Genomic DNA, 15,387 nt, shown 5'->3' with positions numbered 1-15,387 from the left:
CCTGAATCGAGTTCAGCTTGACAAAATAAAAGTTTGTCACATTGAGCGGAGTCGAAATGCGAATTATTAAACAAAAAAATGGAAGAGAGAAACGAATTATATCCGGTTTTTTTAAAAGTGAATCAACTTAAAATTTTGGTAGTTGGTGGTGGAAATGTAGGTCACGAAAAGCTTCATTTTCTATTTAAATCCAGTCCTAATGCGAAGGTAGAGTTGGTAGCAAAATGGTTTTTACCGGAAACAGAAGAGCTTGCCAGAAAACACGGAGCTAAATTGACAAAGGGAAGGTATAAACGAAAATATCTTAAGAAGCGGCATTTTGTAATCGCTGCAACAAACGATGCAAAACTCAATAAAAGAGTGTATAAAGACGCCAAAAAAAGATTTTTACTGGCGAATATCGCAGATACACCGGAGTTATGCGATTTCTATATGGGCGGGATCGTAAATAAAGGGCATGTGAAAATCGCCATTTCCACTAATGGAAAATCACCAACAACCGCAAAGCGTTTACGACAGTTTTTTGAAGAAGTGATTCCCGAAAATGTAAATGAAATGGTGGAGAATTTGAATGAATATCGAAAATCCATCAAAGGTGATTTCGAAGCCAAAGTGGAACAAATGAATAGTATTACTGAATCTTTAATATATAAAAAGGAGAAAAATGATTAAAACAGATATCCTGATCATTGGAGCAGGACCCACAGGATTGTTTACCGTATTCGAAGCGGGACTTCTAAAACTAAAAACACATCTAATTGATGCTCTCCCTCAACCTGGCGGACAGTGTTCCGAGATCTATCCCAAAAAACCTATTTACGATATTCCCGCATTTCCAGAGATCCTTGCGGGTGATCTTGTTAAGAATCTAATGGAGCAAATAAAACCTTTTGAGCCTGGTTTTACACTTGGAGAGCGAGCTGAAACTTTAGAAAAACTTGATGACGGGACTTTCATTGTAACTACGAATAAGGGAACTCAGCATCACGCCCCCGTTGTTGCAATTGCAGGCGGACTTGGTTCTTTTGAGCCACGCAAACCTCCAATTCCTAATATCGCAGATTTTGAAGATAAGGGAGTATCTTATTTTATTAAGGATCCTGAAGTGTATCGTAATAAAAGTGTAGTGATCGCTGGTGGCGGGGATTCTGCTTTAGATTGGGCGATTTATTTAGCCGATGTTGCTTCAGAAGTTGCTTTAGTACACAGAAGGGAAGAATTCCGTGGAGCATTAGATTCCGTAGAAAGAGTTTCAGAATTGGCTAAACTTGGAAAAATTGAAATGATCACCAATGCAGAAGTTGTTGGCCTCCAAGGGAAGGATCATTTGGAGAAAGTGGTCATTCGGCATAAGGATAAAGCGCGTGGTGAAGAGTTCAGGGAAGTAGATGATTTTATTCCACTATTCGGGTTATCGCCAAAACTTGGACCTATTGGAAGCTGGGGGTTGGAAATTGAAAAGAATGCGATCAAAGTAGATAATTCTTATGATTACCAAACTAATATTCCCGGGGTTTATGCGATAGGCGATGTGAATACCTATAAAGGAAAACTGAAGCTAATATTGTCTGGCTTTCACGAAGCTGCGATCATGTGCCAGAGTGCTTATGCGCGAATCAATCCAGATAAGAAGTATGTGTTGAAGTACACGACTGTAGGCGGGGTTGAAGGTTTCGACGGAACTAAAAAAGAAGCAAAACGAGAAGTGGTGAAAAGTATTAGTGTTTAATGCTGTAAAATTAATTTTGGGAACCTATAATTTTGTTGGTTTTAACTTCTTATTCTCAATTACTTATGTTTTAATATCCTAATTTAGGTTGATTTTATTTTTCTGAAACAATGCATTTTATTCAAATTTTTAAAGCAAATGGAAACATTAAAATTGGAGTTTAAAATTAATAAAGAAAAGCGGACTATTATAGTGGAAAAAGAATTTGCCGCCCCCTTAGATGTGGTATGGTCTGCCTGGACACGTGCTGAAACCCTGGATAAATGGTGGGCGCCAAAACCATGGAAAGCCAAAACTAAACGGATGAATTTCAGGGAAAATGGAAGTTGGTTATATGCTATGCAGAGTCCCGAAGGTGAAGAGCATTATGCCCTGGCCGAATACAAAGAAATTGTACAGGAACAAAGATTCGTAGGATTAGATTCGTTCTGTGATGAAAACGGGGTTGTTAATGAAGAATTACCAAAATCGACCTGGAAAGTGGAGTTTGAACCTGAAGGTTCTCATACGCTGGTAACTATTGAAACGACGTATGAAACTGAGGAGGCGCTGGTTGCAATTTTAAATATGGGATTCCAGGAAGGATTTACCGCCGGACTTTTACAGCTTGATGACCATCTGGAAAAGGTATAATTCTGTTAATTCGAGATTCTGATTTCAATTTAGGAATATTATCTTTGGTGAAAATTCGATAAACATGAAGATCAGCTTAAAAAGAATCAACGATAATTATCTATTTGAAACTGTAAACGAGCGCGGCAATATTGTTCTTCTGGACAATAAATCTGATGATGAGCCTAAAGGTTCAAGTCCCATGGATCTTATTCTCCGCGGGATTGCTGGATGTAGCAGTATAGATGTGGTCATGATCCTGAAAAAGCAGAATCATGAGCTGGAAGATCTTCAGGTTGAGGTGGATGGTTATCGTGAAGATGGAGCGATACCTAATGTTTTCAAAAAGATACATCTTGATTTTATTCTGAAGGGGGACGTTCCTGCAGCGAAAGTGGAGAGAGCAGTAAAACTATCTATGGATAAATATTGCTCAGTATCTAAAATGCTGGAAAAAGCTGCTGAGATCAGTTATTCCATTCAATTAAATGGCGAGAAGGTTTTATAAAAAATTTTCTTAAATCCTTGCTCTTGGGTATATTATAACATTATATTTGTCCCCTAAGTTCATTGTTTACTAACATTCGTTATCAAGAAAGGTTGAGGGATTAGACCCTGTGAAACCTTAGCAACCCTCCTTAGGAGAAGGTGCTACATTCTACTGAGTTCAGTCTCGGATAGATAACAAACAGAATTCTTTCCAGTCTTCTTTTTTTGATATCGTATTATTTGAATAATCATGTCGAAATTAGAAGAGTTACTCTCTCAAAAAATATTAATACTAGACGGTGCCATGGGTACCATGCTTCAGGAATATAAATTTTCTGAAGACGATTTCCGCGGAAAACGTTTTGCCGACTGGCCCGTTTCTTTGAAAGGAAATAATGACCTGCTTTCCCTTACCCAACCTGAAGCTATTGCCACCATCCATCGAAAATACTTTGATGCCGGAGCCGATATTGTAGAAACCAATACTTTCTCCGGAACTACCATCGCGATGGCCGATTATCAAATGGAAGAGTTCATTTACGAGCTTAATTTTGAGTCGGCCAGAATTGCGAAAGGTGTAGCGGAGCAGGTCACTGCTGAAGATCCATCGAAACCAAGATTCGTAGCTGGTGCAATAGGTCCCACCAACAAAACGGCGAGTATGAGTCCGGATGTGAACGATCCCGGCTATCGCGCAATTTCTTTTGATCAGCTTCGGAAAGCCTATAAGCAACAAGCAAAAGCATTGATCGAAGGTGGAGCAGATGTTCTTCTGGTAGAAACCGTATTTGATACATTGAATGCGAAAGCAGCACTTTTTGCGATCGAAGAATTAAAAGAAGAACTGAATCTTGATATTCCGATCATGGTAAGCGGAACCATTACCGATGCTTCCGGAAGAACCCTTTCCGGCCAGACGGCAGAAGCTTTCCTTATTTCAGTGTCTCATATTCCACTTTTAAGCGTTGGTTTTAATTGCGCACTTGGTGCAAAACAACTGACTCCGCACCTGGAAGTTCTGAATCGCTATGCGAACTCCGGTGTTTCTGCCTATCCTAATGCGGGCTTACCTAATGCATTTGGTGAGTACGATCAGGATGACCGGGAAATGGCAGCTCAAATCGAAGAATATCTTGATAAAGGTCTGGTAAATATCCTCGGCGGTTGCTGCGGAACCACTCCAAAACACATTAAAGCAATAGCAGAGATTACAAAGGGTTACAAGCCAAGACCGATCCCTTCAGAAAACAAAGAAGAACGTCATGCTGAACTTGTTTCAGCATCTCAACAATCAACCGATTTATAAAGAATAAGAGACCCTGAATCAAGTTCAGGGTGACGAAAAATTATGAATTATGAGTACAACAGGTACAAATTCAGTTAACAAGATAGACGCCTCCCCACTGAGGCCGGGAGGGACCGTTAGACCTCTAAAGCTATCAGGTCTGGAACCTTTGGTGATCACACCGGATAGTAATTTTATAAATGTAGGAGAACGAACCAATGTTGCCGGATCTAAAAAATTCCTGCGTCTCATTAAAGAAGAGAAGTTTGATGAAGCGCTGGAAGTTGCCCGGGAACAGGTAGAAAACGGTGCACAGATCATCGACGTGAACATGGACGATGGCCTTATTGAAGGGAAAGAAGCCATGATAAAGTTCCTCAATCTCGTGGTTGCTGAACCCGATATTTCCCGTGTGCCTATTATGATAGATAGTTCCAAATGGGATATCATTGAGGCCGGACTTCAGGTAGTTCAGGGGAAATGCGTGGTGAATTCCATCAGTTTAAAGGAAGGGGAAGAAGAATTCATCTCTCATGCGAAAAAGATCAAACGTTATGGTGCTGCGGTGATCGTGATGGCTTTTGACGAAAAAGGGCAGGCAGATAATTATGGACGTCGCATTGAAATTGCCAAACGCTCCTATGACATTCTCGTCAATCAGGTAAAATTTCCTCCGGAAGACATCATTTTTGATCTGAATATTTTCCCGGTGGGAACTGGAATGGATGAACACAAAAGAAACGCTATCGACTTTATAGAAGGTACCCGATGGGTTAAAGAAAATTTGCCGTACTGTAGTGTGAGCGGTGGAGTGAGCAATGTTTCATTTTCCTTCCGTGGGAATAACCCGGTACGGGAAGCCATGCATTCAGTTTTCCTATATCATGCGATCAAAGCCGGGATGAATATAGGGATCGTGAATCCTTCGATGCTGGAAGTTTATGATGAGATTCCAAAAGAACTTCTGGAACACGTAGAAGATGTAATTTTAGATCGCAGGGATGATGCTACCGAGCGTTTACTGGACTTTGCTGAAAATGTGGTAGGTCGGAAAAAAGAGAATAAAATAGACCTTTCCTGGCGCGAGAAAGCATTACAGGATAGAATTACACATGCCCTGGTAAAAGGAATTGATGCCTATATTCTTGAAGATATTGAACAGGCGCGCATAGAAGCTGAAAAACCTTTAGATGTGATCGAAGGTCCATTAATGATTGGGATGAACGTAGTGGGTGATCTCTTCGGAAGTGGTAAAATGTTCCTGCCGCAGGTAGTAAAATCTGCCCGCGTAATGAAAAAAGCCGTAGCGCATTTATTACCTTATATCGAAGCCGATAAATCGAATAAAAGACAGTCGGCTGGAAAAGTATTAATGGCTACTGTCAAAGGTGATGTGCATGATATTGGTAAAAACATCGTGGCTGTAGTTTTGGGATGTAATAACTACGAGATCATCGATCTTGGTGTGATGGTGCCACCCGAGAAGATCATCGAAACAGCCAAAAGAGAGAATGTAGATGTCATAGGTCTCAGCGGACTTATTACTCCGTCCCTTGATGAGATGGTATTTCTGGCGAAGGAAATGGAACGTCAGGATTTTTCTGTCCCTTTATTGATAGGTGGTGCAACAACTTCTAAAGCGCATACCGCAGTTAAAATAGATCCGCAATATAAGAATGCCGTTGCGCATGTAAATGACGCTTCCCGGGCGGTGACTGTTGTTGGACAATTGCTGAAAGAGAGTACGAAAGAAAAATACAAGCGTGATCTTAAAACCGACTATGATACTTTCCGCCTTAATTTCAAGAAGCGAAGTAAGGTGAAATCATTTCTAAGTATTGAAGAAGCCCGAAAAAATAAATTTCAAATTGACTGGAAGAAAACGGAGATCAAAAAACCGAATAAGCTCGGTACACAGGTGATAGAGGACTTTGATCTTTCAAATTTACTGGAATATATCGACTGGTCTCCATTTTTTAGGAGCTGGGATCTGCATGGCCGCTATCCAGATATTCTGAAAGATGAAAAAGTTGGAGAGCAAGCCAAGAGTTTATTTGAAGATGCCCAGGTTTTACTACAACGAATTTTGAAGGAAAAACTGCTGAAGGCTAAAGCTACATTTGGATTATTTGAAGCGAATTCTGTTGAAGACGATGATATTGAAGTAAAATTTTCTGAAGATTCAGAACAGAAAACTGCCATTTTCAGAACACTTCGTCAGCAATTGAAAAAGCATGGAGCCCAGCCGAATTATGCGTTATCAGACTTTATAGCTCCAAAAGAAAATAGCGTTCAGGATTATATAGGCTGTTTTTGTGTGACTACAGGTTTTGGAACCCAGGAATTAGCGCAGGGGTTTGAAAGGGATCTGGATGATTACAACTCGATCATGATCAAAGCCCTGGCTGATAGATTAGCCGAAGCTTTTGCTGAATACCTGCATAAGAAAGTGAGAACAGAAGATTGGGGGTATGCCGAAACAGAGAATCTTACCAACGAGGCCTTGATCAAAGAAGAGTATAAAGGTATCCGGCCAGCACCTGGTTATCCTGCGTGCCCGGATCATCTGGAAAAACTAACGATCTGGGAGATTCTTAAAGTAAAGGAAAAAATCGGGGTTGAGCTTACTGAAAGCCTGGCGATGTGGCCTGCGGCTAGTGTAAGTGGTTATTATTTTGCTAATCCTGAAGTTAAATATTTTGGTCTCGGAAAAATCAAAGAAGATCAGGTTAAGGATTATGCCGAAAGAAAAGGAATAGAATATAAAAAAGCAGAAAAGTGGTTGAATCCTAATATTGCTGATTAAAAAGTCGTCATTCTGAACTTGTTTCAGAATCTCAAGAGAAGCTGAAACAGGTTTAGAAGGAGAAAAAAAGGTGAATTGAAAAATCTGCGTTAGGGATTGCAGCGGCATCCTTTTAGTACGAAGCTGAGCCTGTCGAAGCATGGTGCTAAAAGATAAAGTGAAAAGCCCGGCCCGAAGGGCAACGCCCCAATAAAAAGAATAAAAGTTCAAAAATGAAAGTTACCGAACACATTAAAAAGGCAAATGGGAAAACATTGTTTTCCTTTGAAATTATTCCGCCGACAAAAGGGAAAAATATCCAGGAACTCTATGACAACATAGATCCTTTGATGGAATTTGAACCGCCGTTTATAGACGTGACGACTTCCCGGGAGGAGTATGTTTATATTGACCGCAACGGACTGTTTGATAGGAAGATCACTCGTATGCGTCCCGGGACGGTGGGGATTTGTGCGGCGATAAAGCATAAATACAATGTGGACACCATCCCTCATGTGCTTTGCGGTGGCTTTTCTAAAGAAGAAACTGAATATCTACTTGTTGATTGTCATTACCTGGGAATTGAGAACGTGATGGCTCTTCGTGGTGATGCGATGAGCCATCAGAAATTCTTTGAACCATCTAATGGAGGGCATCACTATGCATGCGACCTGGTAAAGCAGATTCAGAATCTCAATAAAGGGAAATATTTGCATGATGTTATTGAGGCCGATGATAAGGCTGATTTTTGTGTTGGTGTGGCAGGATACCCTGAAAAACATGTGGAAGCTCCATCCTTAAATTCAGATTTGAAAAGATTGAAAGAAAAAGTTGATGCAGGTGCAGATTATGTGGTTACCCAAATGTTCTTTGATAATTCAAAATATTTTGAATTTGTGAAAGAGGCCAGGAATGCTGGAATTGATGTCCCGATAATTCCCGGAATTAAGCCTATTGCCATTTCCAGGCATTTACAAATGTTACCGCAGGTCTTCAAAATTGATATTCCAGAACCTTTGATTTCTGCAGTTGAAAAATGCAAGAACAATAAAGAAGTAAGACAGGTTGGGATCGAATGGTGTATTCAGCAATCTAAAGAATTGATGGAAGGTGGAGCTCCGGTACTGCATTATTATTCTATGGGGAAAAGCAGTAATATCGAGCGAATAGCCAAAGCTGTATTTTAATTTTCTGAGGATAAAACTTATAGCAGTTTTTTTCGTAAATATGTTAGATTTGCCAACTTATGAAAAGAATTGCCCCCTTTCTGCTCTTTCTTTGCAGCTTTATTTCTTTTGGACAGCAAGAGAAACCTAAGAAATATTTCTCTCTGGATGCCAGTTATTTTTATGGTTCTATCCTGGAGCATAATCCGGATATCGCTCACTTGATCACAGATCATCCAAACGGTTTTCTAATAAGCTATAACAGGAAAACCTACGGACTGGAAAAATGGGAAAGCAGGTATAATTATCCCGATTTTGGATATTCTTTCATTTACCAGGATATGAAAAATACTAATCTTGGTGAGAATTACTCGGTTTATGGACATTTTAGTTTCTATGCTTTAAAGAGATTATTAATGTTCAGGATTGGGCAGGGGATAGCCTATACTACAAATCCATATGATCCAGACACGAACTATCTCAACAATGCCTATGGTACTCGTTTTTTAAGTTCCACTTATTTGATGGGTAACTTTCGTAAAGAAAATATAATTGGTGGGCTTGGTGTAAATGCCGGGGTGACGATCATTCACTATTCTAATGCCGACACTGGTTCACCGAATCATAGCACGAATACTTTTACCTTAAACGTAGGCTTGAACTATTTGCTGGACCATAATAATCAGCCTGATTATATCCCTGGAGATAAGGCAGAAAAATATACAGAGCCATTTCATTATAATTTTGCCGTGCGTAGTGGCTTTAATACCTCGGGTGTGGTAGGTTCACCAAAACTGCCATTTTTAACCTTATCAGCCTATGCCGATAAAGTATTGAATCATAAAAGTACGTTGCAGGGTGGCGCGGAATTGTTCTTTTCACGTTCCTTAGAAGAATTTATTAATTACCAGGCCGCGGCTTTTCCTCAGAAAGGAACAAAAGGGGATGAGGACTCTAAAAGGCTAGGCCTTTTTGTAGGTCATAAATTAACCTTTAACAAAATGTCGTTGATCACTCAACTGGGCTATTATGCGTATTACCCTTATACAGATTATGTAGAACAGGTCTATAACAGGGTTGGCCTGGAGCGAAAGATAACAGATGACTGGAGGGCGTCGGTTACCGTGAGATCCCATGGGGCGAATGCGGAAGCGGTTGAATTTTCAATAGGATACAGATTATGAGAAAGATAATATACTTACTGGCAATAATTGGTTTCGTAGGCTGTGATTCTGAAGAGGCCGGGAACTGTCTACAAAAATCCGGAGATATTATTCAGGAGGAAATCCTTGTTGAAAATTTCGATGAGATAATAGTCTATGATAAGATCAAGCTTTATATTGAACAGGGTGATCAACAGAAAGTAATAGTGGAAACCGGAGAAAACCTGTTGAATGAGATTTCAGTAGAAGTCGAAGCAGGACGATTGATTCTGAAAAATGACAACAGGTGTAATTTTTTCCGGGAATACGGAGTCACGAGTGTTTATGTGACCATACCCGATTTGAAATATTTAAGGCATGCTGGTAATATTCAATTAGAAAGTATTGGGACTTTAAATTTTGAAGAACTCTGGTTGGTTTCAGAAAACCAGGCCTTAGATCCCGAAATTCATACAGATGGAAATTTTAAACTCGATTTGAATGTCAAAAATCTAAGAATTACGAACGATAATTATTCTCATTTCTTCCTTACGGGAAGCGTTGAAAATTTTGACGGTTTCTTTGCAGCGGGTGATGGCCGACTTGAAGCAAGAGATCTAATCGTTCAGAATTATGATCTTTTTCACCGTGGGACCAATAAGTTAATTGTGAACCCTCAACAAAGTCTAAAAGGAGATATTTTTAGCTATGGAGATATAATTTCGGTGAATCGACCTCCAGAGGTAGATGTGGAAGAACATTTTCGAGGAAAGCTGATTTTTGAGGAAAATTAAGGCTGTTTGAAAACTCAAATTTTCGTCAAGCTGAATTTGATTCGGTTTCTTTCCTCGGAATCCTGAAATCGAAGATTCAACGTAGTTAATCAAGTTCATGGTAACATTTCATCTATTTTCTATCGATGAAGCTATCAAAAAATCAAGAATTAGTTAGTTCAGCGAAAAGACTTTCCAGGTTCTTGGTTTTATGATTCAGCTGAAGGGTTTTGAGTCCGTTGTCATGAGCGAAGTCGAAAATTGCCGGTCTCATGTCTTTTTTAGTGTCGAAGATCATTTCGTAAGTAAATCCGCCTGTATTTTTTGCCGAGGTGAGATTCGGGATTTTTTGAAGAGCTACCTCTTCAATACGGTAATCGAATTCCACGAAGATGACCTGTTCATTATTCTCCCTAAGATCTTTCATTCTTTTATCGGCAACGATCTCTCCTTTATTTATAATGATTACGCGGTCACAAATGGCTTCGACTTCCTGCATAATGTGGGTAGAAAGAAAAACAGTTTTTCCAGGTTTACCATTATCCTGAGGTTTTCCAATATTTCTAATCAAAGATCTAATCTCCACCAATTGATTTGGGTCCAAACCAGTAGTTGGCTCATCCAGGATCAAGACTTCGGGATCATGTAAAAGCGCAGCGGCAAGACCTACTCGCTGGCGATAACCTTTAGAAAGCTGATCTATTTTTTTGTTGGCCTCAGGGGTAAGTCCGGTAAGTTTGATAATTTCCTCAACGCGGTCTTTGTTGATCTTATATACAGAAGCATTGAATCTTAAATATTCCCGAACGAACATTTCAGTATATAAAGGATTGTGTTCTGGCAAGTATCCTATTTGTTGCTGAATCTCAGAAACATTATCTTTTAGTCCCAGACCACTTATTTGAGCAGAGCCTCCATCAGGTTGTAAATAACCAGTAAGTATTTTCATTAAAGTAGATTTCCCTGCTCCGTTCGGACCAAGAAAACCTACAATTTCACCTCCTGAAATCTCAAAATTAACCTCGTTTAGCGCTTTCTGGCTTCCAAAATGTTTCGATATGTTGTTTACGCTTATAGACATAGCTTTCGATTTCAAAATTAGGAATAAATTATTAGGGATCCCGATGAAAATAATTCAAAGTTTCAACGAAAATCAAGAGAGATAAATTGTTATTAGTATTAAAACCTTATGGTTATTTCGAATATCAGAAAAGTATAAAATTTGAAGGCGAAAAACTTTGATTCTAAAATTTAAAGATTACTTTAGTCTTTCATTAATATTGAAAATGACAAGTATAATTAATTGGAACGCATTCTATTATTTTTATTTCTATACCAGAGATAGGATCGGGAATGCTATATGATTAATTAATACATAAAATTATATAAAAGTCTCGATCTTAGATCGGGACTTTTTTTATTGGTACCTATATGAATAAGAAAGTCGGCATTCAGGGAATTAAAGGTTCGTTTCACCATTTGGTGGCAATGGATTACTATCACAAAGACGTAGCGGTGATGGAACATATGTCTTTTCACGAGCTTGCACAAAAACTGGCATCTAACGAAACTAACGAGGCAGTAATGGCAATAGAGAATAGTATTGCTGGTTCAATTCTCCCAAATTATGCCCTGATAGACGAATACAACCTGAGTGTGATCGGGGAGCATTATACTCCGGTAAATATGAACCTGATGGCTGTTGCAGGACAGGAGATAAAGGATATTAAAAAAGTATTTTCTCATCCAATGGCCCTGTTACAGTGTAAAGAGTTCTTTAAGAAACATCCTCATATAAAATTGATCGAAGATGCAGATACGGCGGAGGCAGCCAAGAGAATTTCTGAAGAAGGATTGACGAAAGTGGCTGCAGTTGCAAGTCCAGCCGCGGCTGAAATGTACGGACTTGAAATTCTGGCAAAGGAAATTCATACCATTAAAAGTAATGCTACGCGGTTTCTGGTTCTGGGTACAGAGAGACAAAAACCGAACGGTGTAAAACTGGATAAAGCATCTTTAAAATTCTTTCTGAAAAGCGAAAGAGGAAGTCTGGTTTCAATTCTGAATATCATGAGAGATTGTTATCTCGATATGACCAAGATCCAGTCTCTACCTATTATTGATGAGCCCTGGAAATATTCATTTTTTGTTGACGTGATCTTTGAGAAACATGAAGATCTTGAAAAAGCGATTGATGTATTGAAATTAATGACTGAGGATTTAAAAATATTAGGGATCTATAAAAACAATCTTGTATGATAACGGCTAAAAGACTTGATACGGTACAGGAATACTACTTTTCGAAAAAGCTTCGTGAAGTTGCCGATCTAAGAGCGAAAGGGAAACCTATTATCAACCTTGGAATTGGGAGTCCAGATCTTGCCCCGCCCCCACAGGTAGTGGAGGCGCTGAATAGAGCACTTTCTTCTAATGGCGCACACCAGTATCAACCATATAAAGGTGTTACCGAATTAAGAAATGGCATCGCAGGATTTTACGAAAAATTCTATGATCTTAAGCTGGACCCGGAGACCGAAATTCTTCCTTTAATGGGAAGTAAAGAAGGGATCATGCATATTTCCATGACCTTTTTAAATCCCGGGGATGAGGTTTTATTGCCTAATCCCGGTTACCCCACATACAGTTCGGTTTCTAAATTACTGGATGCGAAGGAGCGCAATTATGAATTAAGAGCAGAGAATGACTGGCTGCCAGATCTAAAGAAATTAAGTGGCGAAGACCTGAGCAAAGTAAAGTTGATGTGGGTGAATTACCCGCATATGCCTACTGGATCTAAAGCACCAGATGATTTTTTTGCTGAATTAACTGAATTTGCTGAGAAGCATAAGATCCTTGTGGTAAATGATAATCCATATAGTTTTATCCAGAATGATGATCCAAGAAGTATCCTTCAAAAAGATGGTTTGAGTGATTACGTAATGGAATTAAATTCTTTAAGTAAAAGCTTTAACATGGCCGGTTGGCGAGTTGGTATGCTGGCTGGAAGTCAGAAAAACATCAATTCTGTTTTGAAGGTGAAATCTAATATGGATAGCGGGATGTTCTACCCGGTTCAGGCTGGAGCGGTAGAAGCGTTGAAGTTATCAGGGGCCTGGTTCGAGAAACAGAATAAGATCTACGCTAAAAGGAAGAAAAAAATATTGGAACTAATTTCTGAATTGAACTGTGAAGTTAGAGATGATCAGGCGGGGCTTTTTGTTTGGGCTAAAACACCAGAAGGAAAAACCTCTGAAGATATAGTAAACGATCTGCTTTATAAAAAAGACATCTTTATTGCACCGGGATTCATTTTTGGATCTCAGGGAGAAGGATATGTTAGGTTTTCCCTTTGCGCCAGTGAAGAAGTTATAAATGAAGCTTTAAAAAGAATAAAAAAATGAAGGTTTTTGTAATAGGTGTCGGTTTAATTGGTGGCTCTTTTGCCCTCGATCTTAAATCTGTAATTAAACAGGTGGAAGTTTACGGGATAGATGCTAATGAGGAGCACCTGCAAAAGGCGTTAGATCTTGGATTGATAGATCACAAGGCAGTTTTCGAAGACCTTGCCAAGGCAGATCTTGTATATCTGGCTATTCCGGTGGATGCTTCGCTGGAAGTTTTGCCCAGGATCCTTGATCTGGTAAATGATAACTGTGTAGTTACAGATGCAGGGTCCACCAAAGAGCATCTTTGTGAAAAGGTATCAGATCATCCTAAGAGGAGGAATTACCTGTCTGGTCATCCAATTTCAGGAACAGAATTCTCAGGGCCAACTGCGGCCATTCATGGACTATTCAAGAATAAGACGAATATTATCTGTGAGGTTGAAAAAACAGCCTTCAAACTTCAGGAAAGAGCTCTAGAAGTATTTCAGGCCATTGGGATGAAAATCAGGTATATGGATCCTAAATCTCACGATCGTCATATCGCCTATGTTTCTCATTTGTCGCATATAAGTTCATTTATGCTAGGAAAAACAGTTCTGGAAAAGGAGAAGAATGAAAGGGATATTTTCGATCTCGCGGGGAGTGGATTCGCCTCCACGGTAAGACTGGCCAAAAGTTCTCCGGCGATGTGGACTCCAATTTTCAATCTGAATAAGAAGAATGTCATGGAGACGCTGGATGAATATATTTCAAATTTGAAACATTTTAGAAAACTCATGGAAGATGATAATTTTGAAGAGGTTTTTAGTGAAATGGAAAGAACAAATCATATCAGAGAAGTATTAAACGGAATAAATCAAAACGAGGAAATTAAAATTATAGAAAATGGAAAATAAAGCAGAACTTAGAACATGGTTGGATGATTTCGGATTATCACACCCATTGGTAATTGCAGGACCTTGCAGTGCCGAAACAGAAGAACAGGTATTAACGATCGCTCACCAGCTTAAGGATAGTGATGCAACAGTATTACGAGCTGGAATCTGGAAACCCAGAACAAGACCGGGGAACTTTGAAGGTGTTGGAGCTCTTGGTTTAAAATGGCTTCAGAAAGCTAAGGAAGAAACCGGAATGCTTACCACTACCGAAGTTGCTAATCCTAACCACGTGGATCTTGCTTTAAAGCATGATGTGGATATTTTATGGATAGGGGCCAGAACTACAGTTTCCCCATTTATAGTTCAGGAGATCGCAGATGCTTTGAAAGGCACAGATAAGATCGTTTTGGTGAAGAATCCGGTGAACCCAGATCTTTCGTTATGGTTAGGAGCGGTAGAAAGATTGCATACTGCCGATATTAGCAAACTTGGAGTGATCCACAGAGGTTTTTCTGCATACGAAAAGACCAAATACAGAAACAATCCGGAATGGCAGATCCCGATTGAGCTTCAGAATAAATTTCCAGATCTTCCGCTAATTCTTGACCCGTCGCATATCGCCGGAAGAAGAGATATCATTTTTGATCTCTGTCAGACTGCTCTGGATCTTAATTACGACGGACTTATGGTTGAAACTCACCATACGCCAGATAAAGCCTGGAGTGATGCTGCGCAGCAAATTACCCCGGAATCGCTTATCAAAATGATGGAAGATTTAAAGGTAAGAAAGGAAATTTCTGCAAGTGAAGATTTTCAGAATAAACTAACCGCTTTAAGATCCAAGATCGATATTACAGATAGCCAGATCCTGGAGATACTTTCGAAAAGAATGAAAATTGCTGAGGAGATAGGCCAGGTGAAAAAAGACAAGAATGTGGCTATTCTGCAGACCAAAAGATGGAATGAGATTCTGGGGAAAATGGTGCTTGAAGGTGAAGAGAAAGGTCTTAGTGAAGAATTCGTGCTTAGAATGTTCAAGGCGATCCACCAGGAATCTATTAATCATCAGCAAAAGATCTTAGATGGGATCAGGTAATTTTAAAGCGATATGAAACTAAGGTGGTCTTGTGAAATTATTCCTA

Annotated in this window: 14 protein-coding genes and 1 riboswitch; of the genes, 13 read left to right on the top strand and 1 reads right to left on the bottom strand. The window is 39.4% G+C overall.

Features of this window, described 5'->3' with window-relative positions; genetic code table 11:
* Positions 1–78: 78 nt before the first annotated feature.
* From G530_RS0113790 to G530_RS0113750, 9 genes are all read left to right on the top strand, one after another.
* Entirely contained in the window at positions 79–672 is a 594-nt protein-coding gene (locus G530_RS0113790) for a precorrin-2 dehydrogenase/sirohydrochlorin ferrochelatase family protein (RefSeq protein WP_026935094.1), read from the top strand.
* Positions 665–1,729, top strand: coding sequence for an NAD(P)/FAD-dependent oxidoreductase (locus G530_RS0113785; protein WP_026935093.1), 1,065 nt, complete (start codon positions 665–667; stop codon positions 1,727–1,729). Before G530_RS0113790 ends, G530_RS0113785 begins: the two co-directional genes overlap by 8 nt.
* Before the next feature lie 138 nt (positions 1,730–1,867).
* On the top strand, positions 1,868–2,362 hold the full coding sequence (locus tag G530_RS0113780; RefSeq protein ID WP_026935092.1) for an SRPBCC family protein: 495 nt from the start codon (positions 1,868–1,870) through the stop codon (positions 2,360–2,362).
* A gap of 64 nt (positions 2,363–2,426) precedes the next feature.
* Positions 2,427–2,849 carry an OsmC family protein gene (locus G530_RS0113775; RefSeq protein ID WP_026935091.1) on the top strand — a complete coding sequence of 141 codons (423 nt, stop codon included), beginning with the start codon at positions 2,427–2,429 and terminating at the stop codon, positions 2,847–2,849.
* Between the two features lie 76 nt (positions 2,850–2,925).
* Positions 2,926–3,029: riboswitch (SAM riboswitch) on the top strand.
* 51 nt (positions 3,030–3,080) lie between these two features.
* Positions 3,081–4,136: a homocysteine S-methyltransferase family protein gene (locus tag G530_RS0113770; protein ID WP_026935090.1), complete on the top strand. Its 1,056-nt coding sequence runs from the start codon at positions 3,081–3,083 to the stop codon at positions 4,134–4,136.
* 49 nt (positions 4,137–4,185) lie between these two features.
* Complete coding sequence (metH, locus tag G530_RS0113765) at positions 4,186–6,921, top strand: methionine synthase (RefSeq protein WP_026935089.1); 2,736 nt, start codon at positions 4,186–4,188, stop codon at positions 6,919–6,921.
* Between the two features lie 212 nt (positions 6,922–7,133).
* On the top strand, positions 7,134–8,087 hold the full coding sequence (gene metF / locus G530_RS0113760) for a methylenetetrahydrofolate reductase [NAD(P)H] (RefSeq protein ID WP_026935088.1): 954 nt from the start codon (positions 7,134–7,136) through the stop codon (positions 8,085–8,087).
* Positions 8,088–8,146: 59 nt separating this feature from the next.
* Entirely contained in the window at positions 8,147–9,250 is a 1,104-nt protein-coding gene (locus G530_RS0113755; protein ID WP_026935087.1) for an acyloxyacyl hydrolase, read from the top strand.
* The gene (locus G530_RS0113750; RefSeq protein ID WP_026935086.1) at positions 9,247–10,002 is read left to right on the top strand and encodes a head GIN domain-containing protein; all 756 of its coding nucleotides are present in this window, start codon (positions 9,247–9,249) and stop codon (positions 10,000–10,002) included. Before G530_RS0113755 ends, G530_RS0113750 begins: the two co-directional genes overlap by 4 nt.
* Before the next feature lie 142 nt (positions 10,003–10,144).
* On the opposite strand, the gene gldA is transcribed toward G530_RS0113750, so the two are convergent.
* The gene (gldA, locus tag G530_RS0113745; RefSeq protein WP_026935085.1) at positions 10,145–11,062 is read right to left on the bottom strand and encodes a gliding motility-associated ABC transporter ATP-binding subunit GldA; all 918 of its coding nucleotides are present in this window, start codon (positions 11,060–11,062) and stop codon (positions 10,145–10,147) included.
* Positions 11,063–11,412: 350 nt separating this feature from the next.
* Here gldA and G530_RS0113740 point away from each other — a divergent pair, with 350 nt between their 5' ends.
* Genes G530_RS0113740 through G530_RS0113725 form a run of 4 tightly spaced genes read left to right on the top strand, consistent with a single transcriptional unit; the run spans position 11,413 to position 15,341 of the window.
* Positions 11,413–12,240 carry a prephenate dehydratase gene (locus tag G530_RS0113740; RefSeq protein WP_026935084.1) on the top strand — a complete coding sequence of 276 codons (828 nt, stop codon included), beginning with the start codon at positions 11,413–11,415 and terminating at the stop codon, positions 12,238–12,240.
* Entirely contained in the window at positions 12,237–13,382 is a 1,146-nt protein-coding gene (locus G530_RS0113735) for a pyridoxal phosphate-dependent aminotransferase (protein WP_026935083.1), read from the top strand. Before G530_RS0113740 ends, G530_RS0113735 begins: the two co-directional genes overlap by 4 nt.
* Positions 13,379–14,263 (top strand): prephenate dehydrogenase, encoded by an 885-nt coding sequence (locus G530_RS0113730; RefSeq protein ID WP_026935082.1) that lies wholly within the window; start codon positions 13,379–13,381, stop codon positions 14,261–14,263. The genes G530_RS0113735 and G530_RS0113730 overlap by 4 nt, the downstream gene beginning before the upstream one ends.
* A complete protein-coding gene (locus G530_RS0113725) occupies positions 14,253–15,341 on the top strand; it encodes a bifunctional 3-deoxy-7-phosphoheptulonate synthase/chorismate mutase type II (RefSeq protein ID WP_026935081.1) in 1,089 nt (362 codons plus the stop codon). The genes G530_RS0113730 and G530_RS0113725 overlap by 11 nt, the downstream gene beginning before the upstream one ends.
* Positions 15,342–15,387: the final 46 nt, after the last annotated feature.

This window comes from Christiangramia echinicola DSM 19838 (assembly GCF_000423065.1).
Lineage (GTDB): Bacteria > Bacteroidota > Bacteroidia > Flavobacteriales > Flavobacteriaceae > Christiangramia > Christiangramia echinicola.
Note: the sequence above shows the minus strand (reverse complement) of the source record. Positions and strands in the feature narration are given on the sequence as shown.

What these genes read in the sequence shown, in the direction of transcription:
- G530_RS0113790 (WP_026935094.1), top strand. Translation starts at nt 79, where the DNA reads ATGGAAGAGAGAAACGAATTATATCCGGTTTTTTTAAAAGTGAATCAA.
- G530_RS0113785 (WP_026935093.1), top strand. Translation starts at nt 665, where the DNA reads ATGATTAAAACAGATATCCTGATCATTGGAGCAGGACCCACAGGATTG.
- G530_RS0113780 (WP_026935092.1), top strand. Translation starts at nt 1,868, where the DNA reads ATGGAAACATTAAAATTGGAGTTTAAAATTAATAAAGAAAAGCGGACT.
- G530_RS0113775 (WP_026935091.1), top strand. Translation starts at nt 2,427, where the DNA reads ATGAAGATCAGCTTAAAAAGAATCAACGATAATTATCTATTTGAAACT.
- G530_RS0113770 (WP_026935090.1), top strand. Translation starts at nt 3,081, where the DNA reads ATGTCGAAATTAGAAGAGTTACTCTCTCAAAAAATATTAATACTAGAC.
- metH (WP_026935089.1), top strand. Translation starts at nt 4,186, where the DNA reads ATGAGTACAACAGGTACAAATTCAGTTAACAAGATAGACGCCTCCCCA.
- metF (WP_026935088.1), top strand. Translation starts at nt 7,134, where the DNA reads ATGAAAGTTACCGAACACATTAAAAAGGCAAATGGGAAAACATTGTTT.
- G530_RS0113755 (WP_026935087.1), top strand. Translation starts at nt 8,147, where the DNA reads ATGAAAAGAATTGCCCCCTTTCTGCTCTTTCTTTGCAGCTTTATTTCT.
- G530_RS0113750 (WP_026935086.1), top strand. Translation starts at nt 9,247, where the DNA reads ATGAGAAAGATAATATACTTACTGGCAATAATTGGTTTCGTAGGCTGT.
- gldA (WP_026935085.1), bottom strand. Translation starts at nt 11,062, where the DNA reads ATGTCTATAAGCGTAAACAACATATCGAAACATTTTGGAAGCCAGAAA.
- G530_RS0113740 (WP_026935084.1), top strand. Translation starts at nt 11,413, where the DNA reads ATGAATAAGAAAGTCGGCATTCAGGGAATTAAAGGTTCGTTTCACCAT.
- G530_RS0113735 (WP_026935083.1), top strand. Translation starts at nt 12,237, where the DNA reads ATGATAACGGCTAAAAGACTTGATACGGTACAGGAATACTACTTTTCG.
- G530_RS0113730 (WP_026935082.1), top strand. Translation starts at nt 13,379, where the DNA reads ATGAAGGTTTTTGTAATAGGTGTCGGTTTAATTGGTGGCTCTTTTGCC.
- G530_RS0113725 (WP_026935081.1), top strand. Translation starts at nt 14,253, where the DNA reads ATGGAAAATAAAGCAGAACTTAGAACATGGTTGGATGATTTCGGATTA.